The following is a 20,242-nucleotide window of genomic DNA, read 5'->3' on the forward strand; positions in this document are numbered from 1 at the left end:
CCGATATGCGTGTATCAAATGTAACAGTTAGAAAACGACTTATTTTTATACTTATATCAGGTATACTTATTTTCACGATTATCGATATTCGTCTTGGATATGTGCAATTTTTTCTTGGGAATATGTTAACGGATCGTGCGAAAGATTCATGGAGTCGTAATATTACTTTTGAACCCGAACGTGGGAAAATTTTAGACCGAAATGGTGTGGAACTTGCCACGAATAAAAGTGCTCCAACTGTCTTTGTTGTACCGAGGCAAATTGAAAAACCAGCAGAGACTGCAGAGAAGTTAGCTGCAGTATTAGGTGTGGAAAAAGATGAGATTTATAAAAGGATTACAAAAAAAGAATCGATTGTAAGGTTAGATAAGGGCGGAAGGAAAATATCACATGACAAAGCGAAAGAAGTACGAGGATTAAGTCTGAAGGGCGTGTATATCGCAGAGGATTCTATCCGGTACTATCCATTTGGAAACTTTTTATCACATGTATTAGGTTTTGCAGGTAGCGATAACCAAGGTCTTATGGGACTAGAAAAATATTATGATAAAGAGCTAAATGGGGACAAAGGTCATGTGCGTTTTTTTGCAGATGCGAAAGGACAAAGGATGCCTAATGTTGGTGATGATTTCAAAAAGCCAGAAGCCGGTTTAAATTTAGGATTAACAATCGATGCGCGTATTACAAGGATTATGGAAAGAGAAATGAATATTGCGGAGTCAACTTATAATCCTGACGGTATGATTGCGATTGCGATGAACCCTAAAAATGGTGAAGTTTTAGGGATGTCTAGTCGACCGAGTTTTGACCCAGCGGATTTTCAAAGTGTCTCTCCAGAAGTGTATAACAGAAATCTACCTGTATGGAGTACGTATGAGCCTGGTTCAACATTTAAGATCATTACATTAGCTGCAGCATTGAATGAAAATTTAGTAGACTTAGAGAAGGATACGTTTTATGATGATGGAGCAGCTGAAGTAGGTGGAGCTAGATTGAAATGCTGGAAAGCAGGAGGTCATGGCAGTCAAACGTTTTTAGAAGTCGTTCAAAACTCATGTAACCCGGGATTTATTGAACTTGGTGATCGCCTTGGTAAAGACCGATTATTTAAATACATTTGTAATTTTGGTTTTGGGCAGAAGACTGGAATTGACTTGCAAGGTGAAGGCAGTGGGATTTTATTTAATTTAGATAAAGTTGGTCCAGTAGAGCAAGCAACAACTTCATTCGGCCAAGGGGTTTCTGTTACACCGATTCAACAAGTAGCAGCTGTAGCGGCGGCTGTAAATGGTGGAACATTGTATCAGCCGTATATAGCTAAGGAGTTTATTGATCCGAAAAATAATCAAGTTGTTAGTAAAAAGACACCTGTTGAGAAAAGAAAAGTTATTTCCAAGGAAACTTCAGAAAAAGTTCGTTATGCATTAGAGAATGTTGTAGCGAAAGGTTCTGGTAAAGGTGCTTATATTGATGGATATCGTGTAGGTGGAAAAACGGGTACTGCTCAAAAGGTGAAAGATGGTAAATATTTAGAGAATAATTATATAGTATCTTTTATCGGATTTGCTCCAGCGGATGATCCAGAGATTGTTGTGTATGTTGCTGTTGATAATCCAAAAGGGGTTACACAGTTTGGTGGAGTGGTAGCAGCTCCAATTGTCGGGAATATTCTTCGAGATGCGCTTCCTGTTATGGGAGTGAAACCGAGAAAAGAACAAGTTGAGAAAGAATATAAATGGGGCGATACACCAACTGTGGAAGTTCCGAATTTAATTGGAATGAAAAAGAAAGACTTACAAACACAACTCGTCGATTTGAAGCTTGATATAAGTGGAGATGGAGAGAAAGTAATTAAACAATCACCAGAAGCGGGAGCTAAAGTAAAAGAAGGCTCAAAAATTAGAATTTACTTCGGGAATTAAAGGTAACATAGTACGTTTTATGGTACAATTGGTGGAAGTGAGTTCTTTATAGAACAGTTACTTAATTTGAGACAGTAAGTGTCTCATTCATAAATAGGTCAGTAGCACTTACCTCCTTATATAGGAGGTAATGTGTTGCTTACTAAAAAAAGATAAATAAACAATGTAGAGAGGGTTTAGTGAAATGAAGTTGCATACACTTGTATCATGTTTGCATGATTTTCCAGTTGTTCCAAAAGAAAATCCAGAAATCACATCTATAGAAGCTGATTCACGTAAAGTGAAAGAGGGAAGCTTATTTGTATGTATGAAAGGATATACGGTTGATAGCCATGATTTTGCTAAGCAAGCAGCGGCACAAGGAGCGGCTGCTATTGTTGCGGAAAGACCAATTGATGTTGACGTTCCAGTTGTACTTGTGAAAAATACTTTTCGTTCGTTAGCGGTTTTAGCTGATTATTTTTATGGTCAACCGACACACAAGTTACATTTAATCGGAATTACAGGTACAAATGGAAAGACAACAACATCGCATATTATGGATGAGATTATGCGAGCACATGGTCATAAAACAGGGCTAATTGGAACGATTAATATGAAAATCGGTGATGAAACATTTGAGGTGAAAAATACAACACCAGATGCACTAACACTTCAACAGACGTTTTCAAAAATGGTTGAACAAGGTGTGGACAGCACGGTAATGGAAGTTTCGTCACATGCGTTAGATCTTGGTCGTGTACACGGATGTGATTACGATGTAGCGGTATTTACGAATTTAACACAAGATCATTTAGACTATCATCAAACGATGGAAGAATATAAACATGCAAAAGGGTTACTATTTGCACAGCTTGGCAATAGTTATAATCATAATGGCGAAAAGTACGCTGTGCTGAATAGCGATGATAATGTAACAGAAGAGTATATGAGAAGTACTGCAGCAACAGTTGTAACATATGGTATTGATACAACAAGTGACATTATGGCAAAAAATATCGTTATGACGAGTGGCGGGACTACATTTACGCTTGTCACACCATATGAAAGTGTAAATGTTACGATGAAATTAATAGGTAAATTTAATGTATATAACGTACTTGCAGCAACAGCAGCAGGACTTGTTTCGGGTGTGAAATTAGAAACAATCATTGCTGTTATAAAAGAACTAGCTGGGGTTCCAGGGCGTTTTGAAGTTGTTGATGGAGGACAAAATTATACAGTTATTGTTGATTACGCACATACGCCGGATAGTTTAGAAAATGTATTAAAAACTGCAAAACAATTTGCAAAAGGTGATGTGTATTGTATCGTTGGTTGTGGCGGCGATAGGGACCGAACGAAGAGACCGATAATGGCAAGTGTTGCAACAAAATATGCAACTCATGCAATTTACACATCAGATAATCCAAGAAGTGAAGATCCAGCGGCTATTTTAGATGATATGGTACATGGTGCAAGCGGGAAAAATTATGAAGTGATTATTGATAGAAAAGAAGCGATACACCATGCAATCACTAAAGCGAAAGCAGATGATATCATTATTATTGCTGGTAAGGGTCATGAAACGTATCAAATTATTGGTAAAGAAGTTCATCATTTTGATGATCGTGAAGTTGCTAAAGAAGCAATTAAAGGGCGTTTAAGCAACGAAGAGTAACAACGTGAGAGGAGGACTACATGTGCTTGAGCAAGGTTTATTAGTAACGGCTGGGGTAGCATTCTTAATTTCTGTTGCCCTTTCGCCATTGTTTATTCCATTTTTAAGAAAATTAAAGTTCGGACAGAGTATTCGTGATGAAGGACCAAAGTCACATCAAAAAAAATCAGGGACACCAACAATGGGTGGTATCGTCATATACGTATCTATGATGGTAACTTCACTTATTATGGCGATTAAGTTTAATTATTTAGGTGCAGAGGTTTCGTTATTACTATTAGTGACGTTTGGTTACGGATTGATTGGATTTTTAGATGACTACATAAAGGTAGTTAAGAAGAGAAATCTTGGTTTAACATCAAAACAAAAATTAGTAGGTCAGCTTGTTATTGCTATTGCATTCTTTTTAATTGGAAAAGGGCAAGCGTTCCACACATACATCATGATTCCGGGAACGGATGTTAAGTTTGAATTAGGTTGGGCGTATTTCGTACTTGTACTATTTATGCTTATTGGTGGATCAAATGCAGTTAACTTAACTGACGGTTTAGATGGTTTATTATCAGGAACAGCTGCTATTGCATTTGGAGCATTTAGTATTATTGCTGTGGCACAAGAGCAATTTGGAGTAGCGATATTTTGTATGGCAGTTGTAGGAGCTGTACTTGGATTTTTAGTATTCAATGCGAATCCAGCAAAAGTGTTTATGGGAGATACAGGTTCATTAGCTTTAGGTGGAGCCATTGCAGCTGTAGCGATTTTATTAAAACAAGAATTGCTACTTGTAATTATTGGCGGAGTATTCGTAATGGAAACTTTATCGGTTATCATTCAGGTCATTTCATTTAAAACAACAGGAAAACGTGTCTTTAAAATGAGTCCATTACACCATCATTATGAATTATGTGGTTGGTCAGAGTGGCGTGTTGTTGTGACGTTTTGGTCTGCAGGATTTTTATTAGCTGTGTTAGGAATTTATATCGGGGTGTGGATGTAATTGAAAACTGTAACTGAATTTCAAAATAAGAATATTCTTGTATTAGGCATTGCAAAAAGTGGTTATGCAGCAGCTACATTGTTACAAAAGTTAGGGGCAAATGTTATTGTAAATGACGGAAAGCCTTTAGCAGAGAATGTACTTGCTGCAGAATTACAAGCAAAAGGAATGGACGTTGTATGCGGTGGTCATCCTTTAGAATTATTAGAGAGAAATATTTCTCTTGTAGTAAAAAATCCAGGAATCCCGTATTCTAATCCAATATTAGTTGCTGCGAAAGAAAAGCAAATTCCAATTGTTACGGAAGTTGAATTAGCATATCGTATTTCAGAAGCACCATTTGTTGGGATTACGGGGTCTAACGGTAAAACGACGACGACAATGCTGACATTTGAAATGCTAAAAGAAGGACAAAAGCATCCTGTAATTGCAGGGAACATTGGAACTGTAGCGTGTGAAGTAGCACAGGGTGCAAAAGAAAATGAAGTTGTAGTTACAGAACTTTCATCGTTTCAATTGATGGGAGTAGAATTGTTCCAACCTAAAATTGCTGCGTTTTTAAATTTATTTGAGGCCCACTTAGATTATCATGGGACGAAGAAAGAATATGGTTTAGCGAAAGCAAATATTTTTAAAAACCAAACAGAAAATGATTATAGTGTAATAAATGCGGATGATGCAGATGTGATGGCTTTGTCTGCGTATTCTAAAGGTCAAAAAATCCTGTTTTCGACAACGAAAGAAATTGAAGATGGCGCGTGTATAAAAGATAACGCTCTTTATTTCAAAGGTGAAAAAGTTGTTGAAGTAAGCGATATCGTTTTACCTGGTCAACATAATTTAGAAAATATTTTAGCTGCGATGAGTATTGCGAAATTATTAGGTACTTCTAATGAAGCAATTACGGTCGTGTTAAAACGTTTTACGGGTGTAAAACATCGTTTAGAATATGTAACAACGATTAACAACCGTAAGTTTTATAATGATTCAAAAGCAACGAATATGTTAGCGACTGAGAAAGCACTATCTGCGTTTACACAACCGATTGTGTTACTAGCAGGTGGGCTTGATCGCGGAAATGAATTTGATGATTTAATTCCGTATTTCAAAAATGTAAAAGCGATTGTAACATTTGGACAAACAGCTCCTAAACTAGTAAGAGCGGCAGAAAAAGCGGGATTAGATATAATTGAAAGTGTCGATACTTTGGATGAAGCAGTGGTGAAGGCTTATGCTCATTCTAAAGATGGCGATGTTGTTCTTCTTTCTCCAGCGTGTGCAAGCTGGGATCAATTTAAAACATTTGAAGAAAGAGGAGACATTTTTATACAAGCTGTGCATAAACTTATATAAAGTAAATCAAAACATCAGTAGGCTAACACCTACTGATGTTTTGTTACATAGGGCAAAAGGTTCTGCCTAAAGAGGTGGTGTTTGTGGGTAATGAAGAAAACGCCTGATTTTATTCTCATCATCGTAACACTTTCATTGTTGACAATCGGAATGATTATGGTTTATAGTGCGAGTGCAGTTTGGGCCTCTTATAAAATGGGGGACTCATTCTTTTTTGCAAAAAGACAATTACTGTTTGCGGGTCTTGGTGTAGTAGCTATGTTTTTTATTATGAAAATTGATTATTGGGTGTGGCGTACGTATTCAAAAGTGATTTTGCTAGTTTGCTTCATTCTTCTTATTCTCGTTCTTATTCCTGGAGTAGGTCTTGTTCGAGGAGGAGCACGAAGTTGGATTGGAATCGGAGCATTTTCGATTCAACCGTCAGAATTTATGAAGTTTGCGATGATTATTTTCTTGGCAAAGTTTTTAGCAGAACGGCAAAAATTGATTACATCTTTTAAACGTGGTTTATTACCGGCTCTTAGTTTTGTTTTTCTTGCTTTTGGGATGATTATGTTACAGCCAGACCTTGGGACAGGAACGGTAATGGTTGGGACATGTATCATTATGATATTCATTTCGGGAGCGAGAGTCTTTCACTTTGCAATGTTTGGTTTGATTGGTGTAGCAGGATTTGTAGGGTTAATTGCATCAGCACCGTATCGAATGAAACGCATTACATCATATTTAGATCCGTGGTCAGATCCGCTCGGGAGTGGATTTCAAATTATCCAATCATTACTTGCAATTGGACCTGGTGGATTATTTGGGCTTGGACTTGGACAAAGTAGACAAAAATTTCTTTATTTACCTGAACCGCAAACTGACTTTATATTTGCAATCTTATCCGAGGAATTAGGTTTTATTGGTGGTTCATTTGTGTTATTATTATTTAGTCTATTATTATGGCGCGGGATTCGTATCGCATTAGGAGCGCCAGATTTATATGGTACGTTTTTAGCAGTAGGTATTGTGGCGATGATTGCGATTCAAGTAATGATTAATGTTGGTGTTGTAACAGGACTGATGCCTGTTACGGGTATTACCTTGCCGTTTTTAAGTTATGGTGGATCAAGTTTGACATTAATGTTAATGGCAGTAGGTGTATTATTAAATATAAGTCGCCATTCTCGCTACTAAACCCTGTTTATAAGACAGGGTTTTTCGTATGTGTGTAAAAATGCAATATGTATATAGAAATAAGTATAATGGAAATAAGAAAAGAGAAGCGGAGGAGTTAGTAGTGCGTGTATTAGTGCGTGTATTAGTGAGTGGTGGGGGTACTGGTGGTCATATTTATCCAGCTCTTGCTTTAATTAGAGAAATAAAAAAGTTAAATCCAGAAGCGAGATTTTTATATATTGGTACGGAAAATGGACTAGAGAGTACAATCGTTCCAAAAGCAGGTATACCATTTCAATCTATTGTTATAAGTGGATTTAAACGAAAAATATCATTAGATAATGTGAAAACAGTAATGCGTTTTCTAAAAGGTGTACAGGATAGTAAACGATACATTCGTCGTTTTAATCCGGATATCGTAATTGGAACGGGTGGATATGTATGTGGACCAGTTGTATACGCTGCAGCCAAACTAGGTATTCCAACTATTGTACATGAACAAAATAGTGTACCAGGTGTAACGAACAAGTTTTTAAGCCGTTATGTTGATAAAGTTGCTGTTTGTTTTGAAGCAGCTATAGAGCATTTTCCAGAGTCAAAAGTGGTAATGACAGGCAATCCACGAGCATCAGAGGTAATGGATCAAAATGGAATGAAGGGGAAACGTTCAGTTGGGCTTTCTCTTCCTAAAAAGTCTGTACTTATATTTGGTGGAAGTCGTGGGGCTAGACCGATTAACGATGCCTTCGTTGAAGCAATTGAACAGTTTGGGAACAAAAGCTACGAAATACTATATGTAACGGGTGAAGTACATTATGATAAAGTGATGGAAGCCGTGAAGCAAAAAGGAAACCCAAGCAATGTTATTATTAAGCCGTTCATTCATAATATGCCAGAGGTACTAACTGGTGTAGACCTTGTTGTTTCAAGGGCTGGGGCAACAACACTTGCAGAATTAACAGCGTTAGGAAAACCAAGTGTGTTAATACCGAGTCCGTATGTAACAAATAATCATCAGGAAAAGAATGCACGTTCAGTTGTTGATAAAGGAGCGGCAAAAATGTTACTTGAAAAAGATTTAACAGCTGAAACGCTTATTCGTGATATTGATGAGATTTTATTGAATGCACAAACATTACAAAATATGAAGCTAGCGGCTAAGCAACTAGGTATTCCAGATGCAGCAAATAAGCTGTATGAAGTAATGAATAAGCTTGTAAAAAAATAAAGTGAGGCTTTAATCAGTGGGGAGTGATTCTCTCTCTTTGATTATTATCTTTCACTAATAGGATGTTTACTGACATCCTGATTCCGCCTAATTTCTTTGTTATCGCCGAATTTTGATTTAGGAGCTGTACTGCCCGTAAATAGAGGGATAACGTTAGGTGAACGCCCTGCATATTATTGTCATAAGGAGACTTAATATGGGGGAGATTGTCTATGGAACAATTAGTAAATGAGCTTATAGAAGCAGACGTTGGTCGTGTTTTAGTTAACGAGCCGTTAGCACGTTATACAACTATGAAAATAGGTGGACCAGCGGATATTTTAATTGTGCCAAAGCATGTAGCCGGTATTGAAAAAACATTACAGTTAGTAAAGCAATACAAAACGAAGTGGACTGTAATTGGTCGCGGTTCAAACCTTCTTGTATCTGATCAAGGCATAGAAGGTGTTGTTATTCGTTTAGGAGAAGGATTAGATCACTTAGAGGTCGAAAAACATAAGGTAAGAGTTGGTAGTGGATATCCTCTTATTAAATTGTCAACTTTACTTAGTCGTCAAGGGTTAGCTGGATTGGAGTTTGCGAGCGGTATTCCAGGAAGTGTCGGTGGTGCAGTATACATGAATGCAGGTGCACATAAATCGGATATATCGAGTGTATTATCGAAGGCTCTCATTCTGTTTGAAGACGGTACAATTGACTGGTTAACGAATAAAGAACTGGAGTTTTCTTATCGGGCATCTGTATTGCAAACGAAACGTCCTGGTATTGTTTTAGAGGCGGTGTTTCAATTACAGGCGGGAAAACGTGAAGAAATTGTACGTAGTATGCAAAATAATAAAGATTACCGCCGTGAAACGCAACCATGGAATCACCCGTGTGCAGGAAGTGTATTTCGGAATCCAATCCCACATTTTGCAGGAGATTTAGTAGAAAAAGCAGGGCTTCGTGGTTATAGGATTGGTGGAGCTCAAATTTCTGAAATGCATGGCAATTTTATTGTTAATACCGGGGGAGCTTCAGCGCAAGATGTATTGTCTTTAATTGAATTAATAAAACATACAATTAAGGATAAATTTGATGTAGATATGCACACAGAAGTAGAAATCATTGGAAGATAACGGTTATTCGTTCCGCTCATTATCATTTATGTTACATAGGGGGATCGTACATGAATAATAGTAAAGTGATTAAACTACAAGATCGTGTACCAAAATTGAAAAATCAAAAGAAAAAAAACAAAAAAAATGTTAATCATCGATTGATTTTATACATATCAATTTTATTTTTATTAGTGCTCTTTTTAATTTATTTTCGGTCTCCGCTTAGTAATATAAAAAAGATTAGTGTGTTTGGAAATCACTATATGACGGATGAGCAAGTAATGAAGGATTCAGGCGTGACATATGATACAAGTTATTTCCGAGTGACAGCACATAAAGCTGAAGAAAACTTAACGAAGCGAAAAGAAATTAAAGCAGTAAATGTAAAAAAACGTTTTCCAAACAAGATTGATATTCATATCGAAGAATATTTAACGATTGGTTATATAAATAAAGAGGGAAAATTACAACCGTTATTAGAAAATGGAAAAACGCTTGATGTACTACCTAATGGAAAACTTCCTGTTGCAGCACCGATTTTTGAACCTTTTAAAGAAGAGAAAATGAAGGAGTTAATCGCTGAACTAGAAAAATTAACACCAGCTATTTTAAAATCTATTTCGGAGATTCGCTATTCACCAACGAATGCGAATGAAGATCATCTTACTTTATATATGAATGAAGGTTATGAAGTGAGCACTACGATTCAAAATTTCGCAAAACGTATGGAAGCCTATCCACTTATTTTAAAAACAATTGAGCCAGGTAAGAAGGTATTAATTGACTTAGAAGTAGGTGCATATACGAAAGAATTAGGTGCGGAAGAAAAAAAAGAATAGAATGGTAGTTTTCGTTGCTTATAGCAGAAAAAACGAAACGAATGTTCTATTATATGTATACGAATTTAGAAGAATGGTTCATTTGATGAAAAATATGTAAAAATTCTTAGATTCATACTAGTATTGGTACAAGTTTCACTTTTCTATGAGTACATCTTAGTGTAGACTTATACTTGGCGGTAAACTTTACACTCGAAATAGAATTATTTCAAGATAAGCAGTTATTCATAGTTTACTGCGATATTCTTAATTGAATGCTAAATAAAAATAAGAAAAATATAGGGTTAAAAAAGGGAAACGTATAAAGACGTTGAATATTTTTCTTATAAATAGTAAAGTTGCGATTGTTGTTCCATATATTGAGTTGTATGGTATAAATAAAGAAGGAGGTGCCAAAGAATGAACAGCAATGAAATATATGTTAGTCTTGACATCGGTACATCCAATGTTAAAGTCATCATTGGTGAAATGGTTAATGACAGCTTAAACATTATTGGTGTTGGAAATGTAAAATCAAATGGTTTAAAGAAGGGATCGATAGTTGATATAGACGAGACTGTTCGATCAATTAAAAAAGCAATTGAACAAGCTGAGCGCATGGTGGGAATCCACATTGAGCAAGTTGTAGTAGGTGTCAATGCAAACCAGGTACAGCTACTTCCTTGTCACGGAGTAGTCGCTGTTTCAAATGAAGATCGTGAAATCGGGAATGAAGATGTCTTACGCGTTCTAGATGCAGCACAAGTTGTGTCAATTGCTCCAGAACGTGAGTTTATTGATGTGGTACCTCGACAGTTCATCGTAGACGGTCTTGACGAGATTAACGATCCACGCGGGATGATCGGTGTAAGATTAGAAATGGAAGGTACACTTATTACAGGCTCGAGAACTTTACTACATAACCTACTTCGTTGTGTAGAAAAAGCAGGTCTTGAAATTGTTGATATTTGTCTTCAACCTTTAGCGGCTGCAACAGTTGCTATATCTTCAGATGAAAAAAATAGAGGAGTAGCCCTTGTTGATATGGGGGGAGGATCTACAACTTTATCTATTTTTAAAGATGGAGAGTTACAAGCGACGAGCGTATTACCATTAGGTGGAGACCATATAACGAAAGATATTGCGATTGGGTTGAAAACTTCAACAGAAAATGCAGATCAAATTAAGTTGAAATATGGACATGCTTTTTATGATACAGCATCTGAAGAAGAGATGTTTACGGTTCCTATTATGGGAAGTGATCAAACAGAACAATATTCTCAGTTGGAATTATCGGATATAATAGAGGCTCGTGTAGAGGAAATTTTAATGTTTGTTCAAGATGAAGTGCGTAAGTTAGGAGTAAAGCAAGTGGCTTCTGGTTATGTACTAACTGGCGGAATTGCTTCTATGCCAGGTGTTCTTGATCTTGCATATGATATTTTACATGAAAATGTTCGTGTAGCAACTCCTGATTATATTGGTGTGCGTGAGCCTCAATATACAAGTGGAGTTGGATTAATTAAACATTCTTATCAAAAAGCTAAATTACGTGGGAAAAATGTGCAGGAAAAGCAAGAGCATTTTGAACCAGTACCAGCACCAGCACCAACGCCGGTACAACAGCAACCCGCGAAACAAAAAACTCGTAATCAAAACAATAATAATCAAAATGATGACCGCATGATGTCAAAAGTAAAACGTGTATTCCGTTATTTATGGGATTAAAATTGGACACGAAAAATGAGGTTCTAGGGGGATTTCGACATGTTAGAGTTTGATACTACTCAAGATCAATTAGCGAATATAAAAGTTATCGGTGTCGGCGGTGGCGGAAACAATGCTGTAAACCGTATGATTGAACACGGTGTACAAGGTGTAGACTTTATCGCTGTGAACACTGATGCACAAGCATTAAATCTATCAAAAGCTGAAACAAAAATGCAAATTGGTGGAAAATTAACGCGTGGACTTGGTGCAGGCGCAAACCCTGAAGTAGGGAAAAAAGCTGCAGAAGAAAGTAAAGAACAGATCCAAGAAGCACTTCGTGGTGCGGATATGGTCTTCGTAACTGCCGGTATGGGCGGTGGAACTGGAACTGGTGCAGCTCCAGTTGTTGCTCAAGTTGCAAAAGAATTAGGTGCTTTAACAGTTGGTGTTGTAACACGTCCATTTACTTTTGAAGGACGTAAGCGTGCGACGCAAGCAGCATCTGGTATTGCAGCATTTAAAGAAAATGTAGATACTCTTATTGTAATTCCAAACGATCGCTTATTAGAGATTGTTGATAAAAATACGCCAATGTTAGAAGCATTCCGTGAAGCTGATAACGTATTACGTCAAGGTGTTCAAGGTATTTCGGATTTAATTGCAACGCCAGGTTTAATTAACTTAGACTTTGCAGACGTAAAGACAATTATGTCTAATAGAGGTTCTGCTTTAATGGGTATTGGTTCTGGTAACGGGGAAAATCGTGCTGCAGAAGCTGCGAAAAAAGCGATTTCTAGTCCATTACTAGAAACATCTATTGATGGAGCTCAAGGTGTTATCATGAACATTACGGGTGGCGCTAACTTAAGCTTATATGAAGTACAAGAAGCGGCAGATATTGTAGCTTCAGCTTCAGATCCAGAAGTAAATATGATCTTCGGTTCTGTTATTAACGAAGGATTAAAAGATGATATCGTTGTAACTGTAATTGCAACTGGTTTTGATGATAGCATTGCAACTCAACCACCAAAACCAATTATTCGTCCGAATGCGAACCACACGCAACAACAGCAACAACCAGTAGCTCAACCTTCAAAACAACGTGAAGTAAAACGTGAAATGAAGCGTGAAGAGCCAGTTGTACATGAGCGTCATTCAGATTCAGATGATATCGATATTCCAGCATTTTTACGTAACCGTCGTAGACGATAAAAAAAGGAGCTTTCATGCTCCTTTTTTGTTTTTTAAATGGAAAAGACCTGCTAAGCAGGTCTTTTTTTTATTTGGTATATTTTGTTGGTGAAAATAAGAGTATATCATTCTATGAATTTGTACTTTTATTTTTTACCGACAGATTATGTCTAGAAATCACAAAATAACAAAAAAACACCTCCGCAAATTGACACACTTTCCTATTGGATATGCATTATACTAGTCTCAACTTGAAAAAAGAGGTGAATTGTTTGGTTGTTTACGCCGACGTTGTTTGGTTGTTAAACGCCTGCATTGATTTTCTTTTGCTTTTATTAACAGCTACCGTGTTAAAAAAGAAAATCAAAAAATGGAGGCTTGTGTTAGGGGCATTTATAGGTTCAACTATTGTTATTTTTGCCTTTACTCCTTTTGCTTCTATGATGACACATCCAATTATGAAACTACTGTACTCATTACTTATTGTGTATACAGCATTTGGGTTTACAACATTTAGAAATTATGCACAAACTGTTTTTACTTTTTACTTTGTAACCTTTATGGTTGGCGGAGGATTAATTGGAACTCATTTCTTTTTGCAAACGAATGAAATGGTAAATGGATTGGTTCAATCTCAGTCAATTTCTTACGGTGATCCAATTAGTTGGTTATTTGTTATTTTTGGTTTTCCAGTAATTTATTATTTTTCTAAAAAGCGTATTGAAAGCGTAGAGGTCACGAAAATACACTATGATCAAATTGTGAAAGTAAAAATTCAATTAGCAGAAGAAGAACTAGAACTGGCAGGTCTTATTGACAGTGGGAACCAACTTTATGACCCATTAACAAAAACACCCGTTATGATTATGCATGTTTCATCATTAGAACATTGCTTACCATCTTGGTTAACAGAACAAATTTATTCCAAAACAGAAATTCCTCAAATACCAGAAAATGATTCTGGTTGGGCGACAAAATTACGCTTAATTCCTTTCCGTGCAGTAGGAGTAGAGAGTCAATTTTTGTGGGCAATTAAGCCTGACAGTGTGCAAGTTGACCATGAAGGTAGTTCTATTGTTGTAAACAAAGTATTAATTGGATTAAATACACAACAGCTTTCTACTAATGGGGAGTATCAATGTATTGTGCATCCAAAAATGTTGATTTCACAAAAAAATGGTAATTGCTTAATAATGAGAGGCGGGATAATATGATGAAATTAAAATTTTATTTAGTATACCTTTGGTATAAAGTATTGCTGAAATTAGGAATTAAGACCGATGAAATTTATTATATTGGTGGAAGTGAAGCGTTGCCACCACCGTTAACAAAAGAAGAAGAGGAAGTTCTTTTGAATAAATTGCCAAAAGGAGACCAGGCAGCAAGGTCATTACTTATTGAACGTAACTTAAGGCTCGTTGTATATATAGCAAGAAAGTTTGAAAATACAGGGATAAATATTGAAGATTTGATTAGTATAGGAACAATCGGCCTTATTAAAGCGGTAAATACATTTAATCCAGAAAAGAAAATAAAATTAGCAACATATGCATCGCGTTGTATAGAAAATGAAATTTTAATGCATTTACGTCGAAATAACAAAAATCGTTCGGAAGTTTCTTTTGATGAACCACTAAACATTGATTGGGATGGGAATGAACTGTTATTGTCTGACGTGTTAGGTACAGATGATGATATTATTACAAAAGATTTAGAAGCTACTGTAGATCGTCACCTTTTAATGAAAGCATTACACCAATTAAATGATCGTGAAAAACAAATTATGGAACTTCGGTTTGGGCTTGCTGGAGGAGAGGAAAAGACGCAAAAAGATGTGGCTGATATGCTTGGGATTTCACAGTCATACATTTCGCGTTTAGAAAAAAGAATTATAAAAAGATTACGAAAAGAATTTAATAAAATGGTGTAAAGAATAAGACCAGCCGTTATGTAGGCTGGTCTTATTCTATTTAGTTGTATTAGGAAAGATAATTTAAATAACAAATCGTGAAAAAACCACATGCATAAAATCCCCTTCAAAGGAAATACTTTACACTGTACAGCAACTCCCGATAGGAGGGAACACTTTGACGAGAAACAAAGTAGAAATTTGCGGTGTTGATACAGCTAAACTTCCAGTATTAAAAAATGAAGAGATGCGTAAATTATTTCGTGAAATGCAAAGTGGAGAGATAAGCGCAAGAGAAAAATTAGTGAATGGAAACTTACGTCTTGTACTGAGCGTCATCCAAAGATTTAATAACAGAGGAGAATATGTTGACGATTTATTTCAAGTTGGTTGCATCGGACTTATGAAATCAATTGATAATTTTGATTTAGGCCAAAATGTAAAATTTTCAACGTATGCTGTGCCGATGATTATTGGGGAAATACGCAGATATTTGCGTGATAATAATCCGATTCGCGTATCGCGCTCATTGCGAGATATTGCGTATAAAGCTTTGCAAGTAAGAGAAAAGTTGATTGCAGAAAATTCAAAAGAACCAACAGCAATGGATATTGCAAAAGTGCTAGAAGTAACTCATGAAGAGATAGTATTTGCTTTAGATGCAATTCAAGATCCAGTCTCATTATTTGAACCGATTTATAATGATGGGGGAGATCCTATCTTTGTTATGGATCAGTTAAGTGATGAAAAACAAAAGGACGAGCAGTGGGTTGAAGAATTAGCATTGAAAGAAGGAATGAAGCGTTTAAATGATAGAGAGAAAATGATTATTAGAAAACGTTTCTTCCAAGGAAAGACACAGATGGAAGTTGCAGAAGAAATTGGGATTTCCCAAGCGCAAGTATCACGTTTAGAGAAGTCAGCCATTAAACAAATGAATAAAACGATTCAAGGATAAGGTCTCACCAATTATGGTGAGACCTTTTTATATGTAATATGGTTTGTGCTCATAGTAGGGGATTAGTGTTCATATAATTTCGTATAGGTGGCTTCCTGTAAATATGAGAAACAGTTTCCAATTTGTCATATAAGGGAGAGGATGAAAATGGTGATACGAATTTCAGAGTTACAGATGAAGGATGTTATAAATATTTCAGATGGAAAAAGGATTGGGAATATTGGAGATATTGAAATTGATATGAACACAGGGAAAATTTGTTCTGTTATTATTTCCAAACAGACACGTATGCTAGGTATTTTTGGAAAAGATGTTGAGATTGTAATTCCTTGGAAGGAAATTGTGAAAATTGGGGAAGATGTCATACTTGTAAGAGTAAATCCTGTTAATTCTGTAACAGAATCAATACAAACACCGACAATTTCATAAAGAATATTACAAATTCCTCTTTTTTTTCTGTTAGGATTATGAAAAAATAAAAGTATGGTAAAATAGACAGGAAGTACCATGCTTTTTTCTGTTATTTTAATTAAAAGGAGCCGCTTTATTATGAGAGAAGCATTTAAATATGTGGACGGTATACTGTATTTACAAGCGTGGAAAGAACTTGGAAACATTACTGCTGGATTTACGACAAAAGATGGTGGGATAAGTACGGGCTCCTTTCATGCGATGAATTTAGGATTACATGTGAATGATATCGTGGAGAACGTTCATGAAAACAGACGCATTTTAGCAAATAAGTTACAAAAACCATTAGAAAATTGGATTTGCTCTGAACAAGTTCATGCTCATCATGTTGAAAAAGTAGGGCAACAGGAAAAGGGAAGTGGTGTCTATTCATATGAGGACGGCATTTCAAAAACAGATGGCATTTATACGAGTAATGAAGATGTTCTGTTAACGTCTTGTTACGCGGATTGTGTTCCGCTCTATTTTTATGCACCATCACATGGTATGATAGGACTTGCGCATGCTGGATGGAAAGGCACTGTACAAGAGATTGCAAAGGAAATGATTCAAAAGTGGAATGCAGAAGGTATTTCAAGTGATGAAATTCATGTTGCAATTGGGCCGTCGATCGGATCTTGTTGTTATGTTGTGGATGATCGTGTATTAACAGCAGCACAGGAAGTAGTTAGGGGTGCTGTTCCTCATCAAAAAATTTCTGACGGGCAGTACGCAATTAATTTAAAAGAAATTAATCGTATATTATGTGTACAAGCAGGCATAAAAGAAGAGCATATTGTAATGTCATCTCTTTGTACAAGCTGTGAAGAGCAACTATTTTTCTCTCATCGTCGTGATCAAGGTAAGACAGGAAGAATGTTGAGTTTCATAGGTTTTAAGGAGGAAGAAAGCAAGTGACAGTACAAGAAAATTTAGTAATTGTAAACGAAGCTATTAAAGAATCTTGCGCTCGAGCTGGACGTTCGTTGCAAGATATTAAACTTGTTGCAGTTACAAAAACTGTAGGGATTGAAAAAACAAACGAAGTAATTGAAGCTGGAGTTATCGATTTAGGTGAAAATAGAAATGAAGGTTTCTTACAGAAATACGAGCATTTCGGTTCAAAAGTTAATTGGCACTTTATTGGCTCATTACAAACGAGAAAAGTAAAAGAAATCATTAATGAAATTGATTATTTACATTCGTTAGATCGTCTTTCACTGGCGAAAGAAATTCAGAAACGTGCTGATAAGAAAGTGAAATGCTTTATTCAAGTGAAAACCTCATCTGAAGAATCGAAGCAAGGATTGGCAATAGAAGAGGTTGTTTCTTTTATTCAAAGTTTGCAAGAATTCGATAAAATTGAAGTGGTTGGACTAATGACGATGGCTCCATTTACAGAAGAAGAGGAAGAAATCAGACGCTGTTTTAAGGAATTACGTATGCTGCAAACAGAGGTGCAGGAGCTAGAGTTATTACATGCGCCATGTAAAGAATTATCAATGGGAATGTCCAACGATTACAAGATTGCAATTGAAGAAGGGGCTACATATATTCGTTTGGGAACGATTTTAGTAGGAAAAGCGTAAAAGGAAGGAGAATCTTATTATGAGTTGGTCAAAAGTAAAATACTTCTTTTTTGATACACCGGAAGAAAAAGAAGCAGCTCAATATGGTTATGAAAAGGAGCAAACAGACATGAAAAAGCAGCAAGATCCACCAGAACAACAAGACGTTACGTTCCCGAAAGCGCAACCGAAGCAAAATGTTGTGAGTATTGAAACAGCAAAACAATCTTCAAAAGTTGTTTTATTAGAACCACGCACATATTCGGAAGCACAAGGGATTGCGGACCACTTAAAAGGTAGACGAGCTGTTGTAATTAATTTGCAGAGAATGTCTACTGATCAAGCGGTACGTATCGTTGACTTTTTAAGTGGTACTGTATACGCTATAGGCGGGGACATTCAAAAAATAGGGCCGAAAACATTTATGTGTACACCTGAAAATGTAGATATTGTTGGTGCGATTTCAGAGTTATTCGGTGAAGAAGAAGAAACAAATATAAAGAGGTGGTAATACGCCATGACAACAGTTTTTATAGTGTTAAGTTATGCTATCGAGATTTACTCGTGGGCACTTATTATTTACATTCTCCTATCATGGTTTCCTGGTGCGAAGGAATCATCTTTTGGAGAGTTCCTGGCACGTATTTGTGAACCGTATTTAGAACCGTTCCGCCGCTTTATTCCGCCGCTTGGAATGATTGATATTTCTCCAATCGTTGCGATCTTTGCGTTGAAACTTGCTAAAACTGGTTTGTTCAGTTTATTAAGCTATTTCTTATAGTAAGAAGGTAAATACATGAGCATCTACGAACATTTTAGGCCTGATGAGGAGGTCTTTGTGGATAAAGTGCTAGAGTGGAAGCGAGCGGCGGAGTACCATCAAGTGAAGTTAACGGATTTTCTCGATCCTAGGCAACAACAAATTGTTTCTATGGTAATAGGACAAGGTGATGTTGCTGTGCAATTTGGTGGTGCAACGCCTAATGCAGAGCGTAAAAGAGCACTTATTTATCCAGACTATCTAGAATTAAATGAAGAAGAATTTCAAGTAGAAGTATTAGAAATTGACTATCCTTCCAAGTTTTATACGCTAGAACATAGGAAAATATTAGGTACATTTATGTCTCTTGGTTTAACAAGAGAAAAATGTGGTGATATTTTGCTGCAAGAAAATCGTGCCCAAATTGTAGTTGCGAAAGAAATTGTATCGTATATTGAGATGAACTTACAATCAATAGGGAAAGTAAAAGTCTCTTTAGCGTCAGTGCATGGAGAACAAATTCTACAGATACATGAAACGTGGGGAGAGAAATCTGGAACGGTTTCTTCACTTCGTTTAGATGTTATGTTAGCTGAAATGTTACATTTATCTAGACAGAAAGTACAACCTTTCATAAAAAATGGTTTAGTAAAAGTCAATTGGAAAACAGTGGAGCAAACTTCTTATGAATGTTATCCAGGAGATGTTTTTTCTGTTAGAGGATATGGCCGAAGTAAATTATTTTCTGTAGAAGGTAGAACAAAACGCGACAAATGGAGAATTTTGTATGGTATACTAAAATGATTGGTTTTTTAGAAGGAAATCCTCCTATTTTGTCGAAGAAAAGATATAATTGAAAGAGGAAATTTAGATAACTACTTGGAGGTGGCGTTGTGCCGTTAACACCATTAGATATTCATAACAAAGAATTTGGTCGCGGATTCCGTGGCTATGATGAAGATCAAGTAAATGAGTTTCTTGATCAAATTATCAAAGATTATGAATTGGTCATTCGTGAGAAAAAAGCTTTAGAAGAAAAAGTTGCGCAGTTAGAAGGGAAGTTAGATCATTTCTCTAATATTGAAGATACGTTAAACAAATCTATCGTTGTTGCACAAGAAGCAGCGGAAGAAGTAAAACGTAATGCGCAAAAAGAAGCGAAATTAATTGTGCGTGAAGCTGAAAAGAATGCTGATCGTATTATTAACGAAGCATTAGTAAAATCAAGAAAAGTTGCTTTTGATATTGAAGAGCTAAAGAAACAAGCGAAAGTATTCCGAACTCGTTTCCGTATGTTATTAGAAACACAGCTTGAGATGTTAAACAACGATGATTGGGATAAACTAATTGAATTAGAAGACGAAGTAGATGAACTGTTGAAAAAAGAAGAAACAGTGTAAGCTTGACGTTTTTCTCATTATTACATATAATTTTAAACAACATATTTATTAAGA

20 protein-coding genes and 1 other annotated feature (1 of these 21 running past the window's edge) are annotated in these 20,242 nt (G+C 36.2%); all 20 genes read left to right on the forward strand.

The features are described from left to right. Positions 1–5: 5 nt before the first annotated feature. The 20 genes from MR169_RS10260 (at position 6) to divIVA (ending at position 20,188) form a co-directional block, all read left to right on the forward strand. Positions 6–1,922: a stage V sporulation protein D gene (locus MR169_RS10260; protein ID WP_242319352.1), complete on the forward strand. Its 1,917-nt coding sequence runs from the start codon at positions 6–8 to the stop codon at positions 1,920–1,922. Positions 1,923–2,106: 184 nt separating this feature from the next. Beyond that, positions 2,107–3,582 carry a UDP-N-acetylmuramoyl-L-alanyl-D-glutamate--2,6-diaminopimelate ligase gene (gene murE, locus MR169_RS10265; RefSeq protein WP_000766319.1) on the forward strand — a complete coding sequence of 492 codons (1,476 nt, stop codon included), beginning with the start codon at positions 2,107–2,109 and terminating at the stop codon, positions 3,580–3,582. Positions 3,583–3,604: 22 nt separating this feature from the next. Further along, the gene (gene mraY / locus MR169_RS10270; RefSeq protein WP_000893060.1) at positions 3,605–4,579 is read left to right on the forward strand and encodes a phospho-N-acetylmuramoyl-pentapeptide-transferase; all 975 of its coding nucleotides are present in this window, start codon (positions 3,605–3,607) and stop codon (positions 4,577–4,579) included. Further along, entirely contained in the window at positions 4,580–5,932 is a 1,353-nt protein-coding gene (gene murD, locus MR169_RS10275) for a UDP-N-acetylmuramoyl-L-alanine--D-glutamate ligase (RefSeq protein ID WP_000860128.1), read from the forward strand. A 90-nt stretch (positions 5,933–6,022) separates the two neighbouring features. After that, positions 6,023–7,114 carry a stage V sporulation protein E gene (spoVE, locus tag MR169_RS10280; RefSeq protein WP_000753520.1) on the forward strand — a complete coding sequence of 364 codons (1,092 nt, stop codon included), beginning with the start codon at positions 6,023–6,025 and terminating at the stop codon, positions 7,112–7,114. Between the two features lie 115 nt (positions 7,115–7,229). Beyond that, positions 7,230–8,324: an undecaprenyldiphospho-muramoylpentapeptide beta-N-acetylglucosaminyltransferase gene (gene murG, locus MR169_RS10285; protein ID WP_021728036.1), complete on the forward strand. Its 1,095-nt coding sequence runs from the start codon at positions 7,230–7,232 to the stop codon at positions 8,322–8,324. Between the two features lie 212 nt (positions 8,325–8,536). Then, on the forward strand, positions 8,537–9,442 hold the full coding sequence (gene murB, locus MR169_RS10290; RefSeq protein ID WP_000437024.1) for a UDP-N-acetylmuramate dehydrogenase: 906 nt from the start codon (positions 8,537–8,539) through the stop codon (positions 9,440–9,442). Between the two features lie 50 nt (positions 9,443–9,492). Next, a complete protein-coding gene (gene divIB / locus MR169_RS10295; protein WP_001065789.1) occupies positions 9,493–10,263 on the forward strand; it encodes a cell division protein DivIB in 771 nt (256 codons plus the stop codon). A gap of 399 nt (positions 10,264–10,662) precedes the next feature. After that, positions 10,663–11,970, forward strand: a complete 1,308-nt coding sequence (gene ftsA, locus MR169_RS10300) for a cell division protein FtsA (protein WP_001087557.1) — start codon at positions 10,663–10,665, stop codon at positions 11,968–11,970. Between the two features lie 39 nt (positions 11,971–12,009). Then, a complete protein-coding gene (ftsZ, locus tag MR169_RS10305) occupies positions 12,010–13,164 on the forward strand; it encodes a cell division protein FtsZ (RefSeq protein WP_000888984.1) in 1,155 nt (384 codons plus the stop codon). 251 nt (positions 13,165–13,415) lie between these two features. Beyond that, positions 13,416–14,357, forward strand: a complete 942-nt coding sequence (spoIIGA, locus tag MR169_RS10310; protein WP_242319353.1) for a sigma-E processing peptidase SpoIIGA — start codon at positions 13,416–13,418, stop codon at positions 14,355–14,357. After that, positions 14,354–15,073 carry an RNA polymerase sporulation sigma factor SigE gene (gene sigE / locus MR169_RS10315; RefSeq protein ID WP_000976948.1) on the forward strand — a complete coding sequence of 240 codons (720 nt, stop codon included), beginning with the start codon at positions 14,354–14,356 and terminating at the stop codon, positions 15,071–15,073. The genes spoIIGA and sigE overlap by 4 nt, the downstream gene beginning before the upstream one ends. Before the next feature lie 157 nt (positions 15,074–15,230). Further along, a complete protein-coding gene (sigG, locus tag MR169_RS10320; RefSeq protein WP_000197755.1) occupies positions 15,231–16,010 on the forward strand; it encodes an RNA polymerase sporulation sigma factor SigG in 780 nt (259 codons plus the stop codon). A gap of 147 nt (positions 16,011–16,157) precedes the next feature. After that, entirely contained in the window at positions 16,158–16,439 is a 282-nt protein-coding gene (locus MR169_RS10325; RefSeq protein WP_000236745.1) for a YlmC/YmxH family sporulation protein, read from the forward strand. 120 nt (positions 16,440–16,559) lie between these two features. Next, the gene (gene pgeF, locus MR169_RS10330) at positions 16,560–17,378 is read left to right on the forward strand and encodes a peptidoglycan editing factor PgeF (RefSeq protein ID WP_242319354.1); all 819 of its coding nucleotides are present in this window, start codon (positions 16,560–16,562) and stop codon (positions 17,376–17,378) included. Beyond that, positions 17,375–18,049, forward strand: a complete 675-nt coding sequence (locus MR169_RS10335; protein WP_000218007.1) for a YggS family pyridoxal phosphate-dependent enzyme — start codon at positions 17,375–17,377, stop codon at positions 18,047–18,049. The genes pgeF and MR169_RS10335 overlap by 4 nt, the downstream gene beginning before the upstream one ends. 19 nt (positions 18,050–18,068) lie before the next feature. Continuing rightward, positions 18,069–18,539 (forward strand): cell division protein SepF, encoded by a 471-nt coding sequence (locus tag MR169_RS10340; protein WP_000119129.1) that lies wholly within the window; start codon positions 18,069–18,071, stop codon positions 18,537–18,539. A gap of 6 nt (positions 18,540–18,545) precedes the next feature. After that, positions 18,546–18,809, forward strand: coding sequence for a YggT family protein (locus MR169_RS10345; protein WP_000214233.1), 264 nt, complete (start codon positions 18,546–18,548; stop codon positions 18,807–18,809). 15 nt (positions 18,810–18,824) lie between these two features. Next, complete coding sequence (locus MR169_RS10350) at positions 18,825–19,592, forward strand: YlmH family RNA-binding protein (RefSeq protein WP_242319355.1); 768 nt, start codon at positions 18,825–18,827, stop codon at positions 19,590–19,592. Between the two features lie 89 nt (positions 19,593–19,681). Beyond that, positions 19,682–20,188: a septum site-determining protein DivIVA gene (gene divIVA, locus MR169_RS10355; RefSeq protein WP_001131611.1), complete on the forward strand. Its 507-nt coding sequence runs from the start codon at positions 19,682–19,684 to the stop codon at positions 20,186–20,188. A gap of 51 nt (positions 20,189–20,239) precedes the next feature. Continuing rightward, positions 20,240–20,242: a binding site (T-box leader), on the forward strand (it continues 221 nt past the right edge of the window).

This window comes from Bacillus cereus group sp. BfR-BA-01349, from assembly GCF_022663795.1.
Taxonomy (GTDB): domain Bacteria; phylum Bacillota; class Bacilli; order Bacillales; family Bacillaceae_G; genus Bacillus_A; species Bacillus_A cereus.

Bases quoted from the DNA above. Each gene is read 5' to 3' on its own strand.
- MR169_RS10260 (WP_242319352.1), top strand. From the start codon at position 6: ATGCGTGTATCAAATGTAACAGTTAGAAAACGACTTATTTTTATACTT.
- murE (WP_000766319.1), top strand. From the start codon at position 2,107: ATGAAGTTGCATACACTTGTATCATGTTTGCATGATTTTCCAGTTGTT.
- spoVE (WP_000753520.1), top strand. From the start codon at position 6,023: ATGAAGAAAACGCCTGATTTTATTCTCATCATCGTAACACTTTCATTG.
- murB (WP_000437024.1), top strand. From the start codon at position 8,537: ATGGAACAATTAGTAAATGAGCTTATAGAAGCAGACGTTGGTCGTGTT.
- divIB (WP_001065789.1), top strand. From the start codon at position 9,493: ATGAATAATAGTAAAGTGATTAAACTACAAGATCGTGTACCAAAATTG.
- ftsA (WP_001087557.1), top strand. From the start codon at position 10,663: ATGAACAGCAATGAAATATATGTTAGTCTTGACATCGGTACATCCAAT.
- ftsZ (WP_000888984.1), top strand. From the start codon at position 12,010: ATGTTAGAGTTTGATACTACTCAAGATCAATTAGCGAATATAAAAGTT.
- sigE (WP_000976948.1), top strand. From the start codon at position 14,354: ATGATGAAATTAAAATTTTATTTAGTATACCTTTGGTATAAAGTATTG.
- MR169_RS10325 (WP_000236745.1), top strand. From the start codon at position 16,158: ATGGTGATACGAATTTCAGAGTTACAGATGAAGGATGTTATAAATATT.
- pgeF (WP_242319354.1), top strand. From the start codon at position 16,560: ATGAGAGAAGCATTTAAATATGTGGACGGTATACTGTATTTACAAGCG.
- MR169_RS10340 (WP_000119129.1), top strand. From the start codon at position 18,069: ATGAGTTGGTCAAAAGTAAAATACTTCTTTTTTGATACACCGGAAGAA.
- MR169_RS10345 (WP_000214233.1), top strand. From the start codon at position 18,546: ATGACAACAGTTTTTATAGTGTTAAGTTATGCTATCGAGATTTACTCG.
- MR169_RS10350 (WP_242319355.1), top strand. From the start codon at position 18,825: ATGAGCATCTACGAACATTTTAGGCCTGATGAGGAGGTCTTTGTGGAT.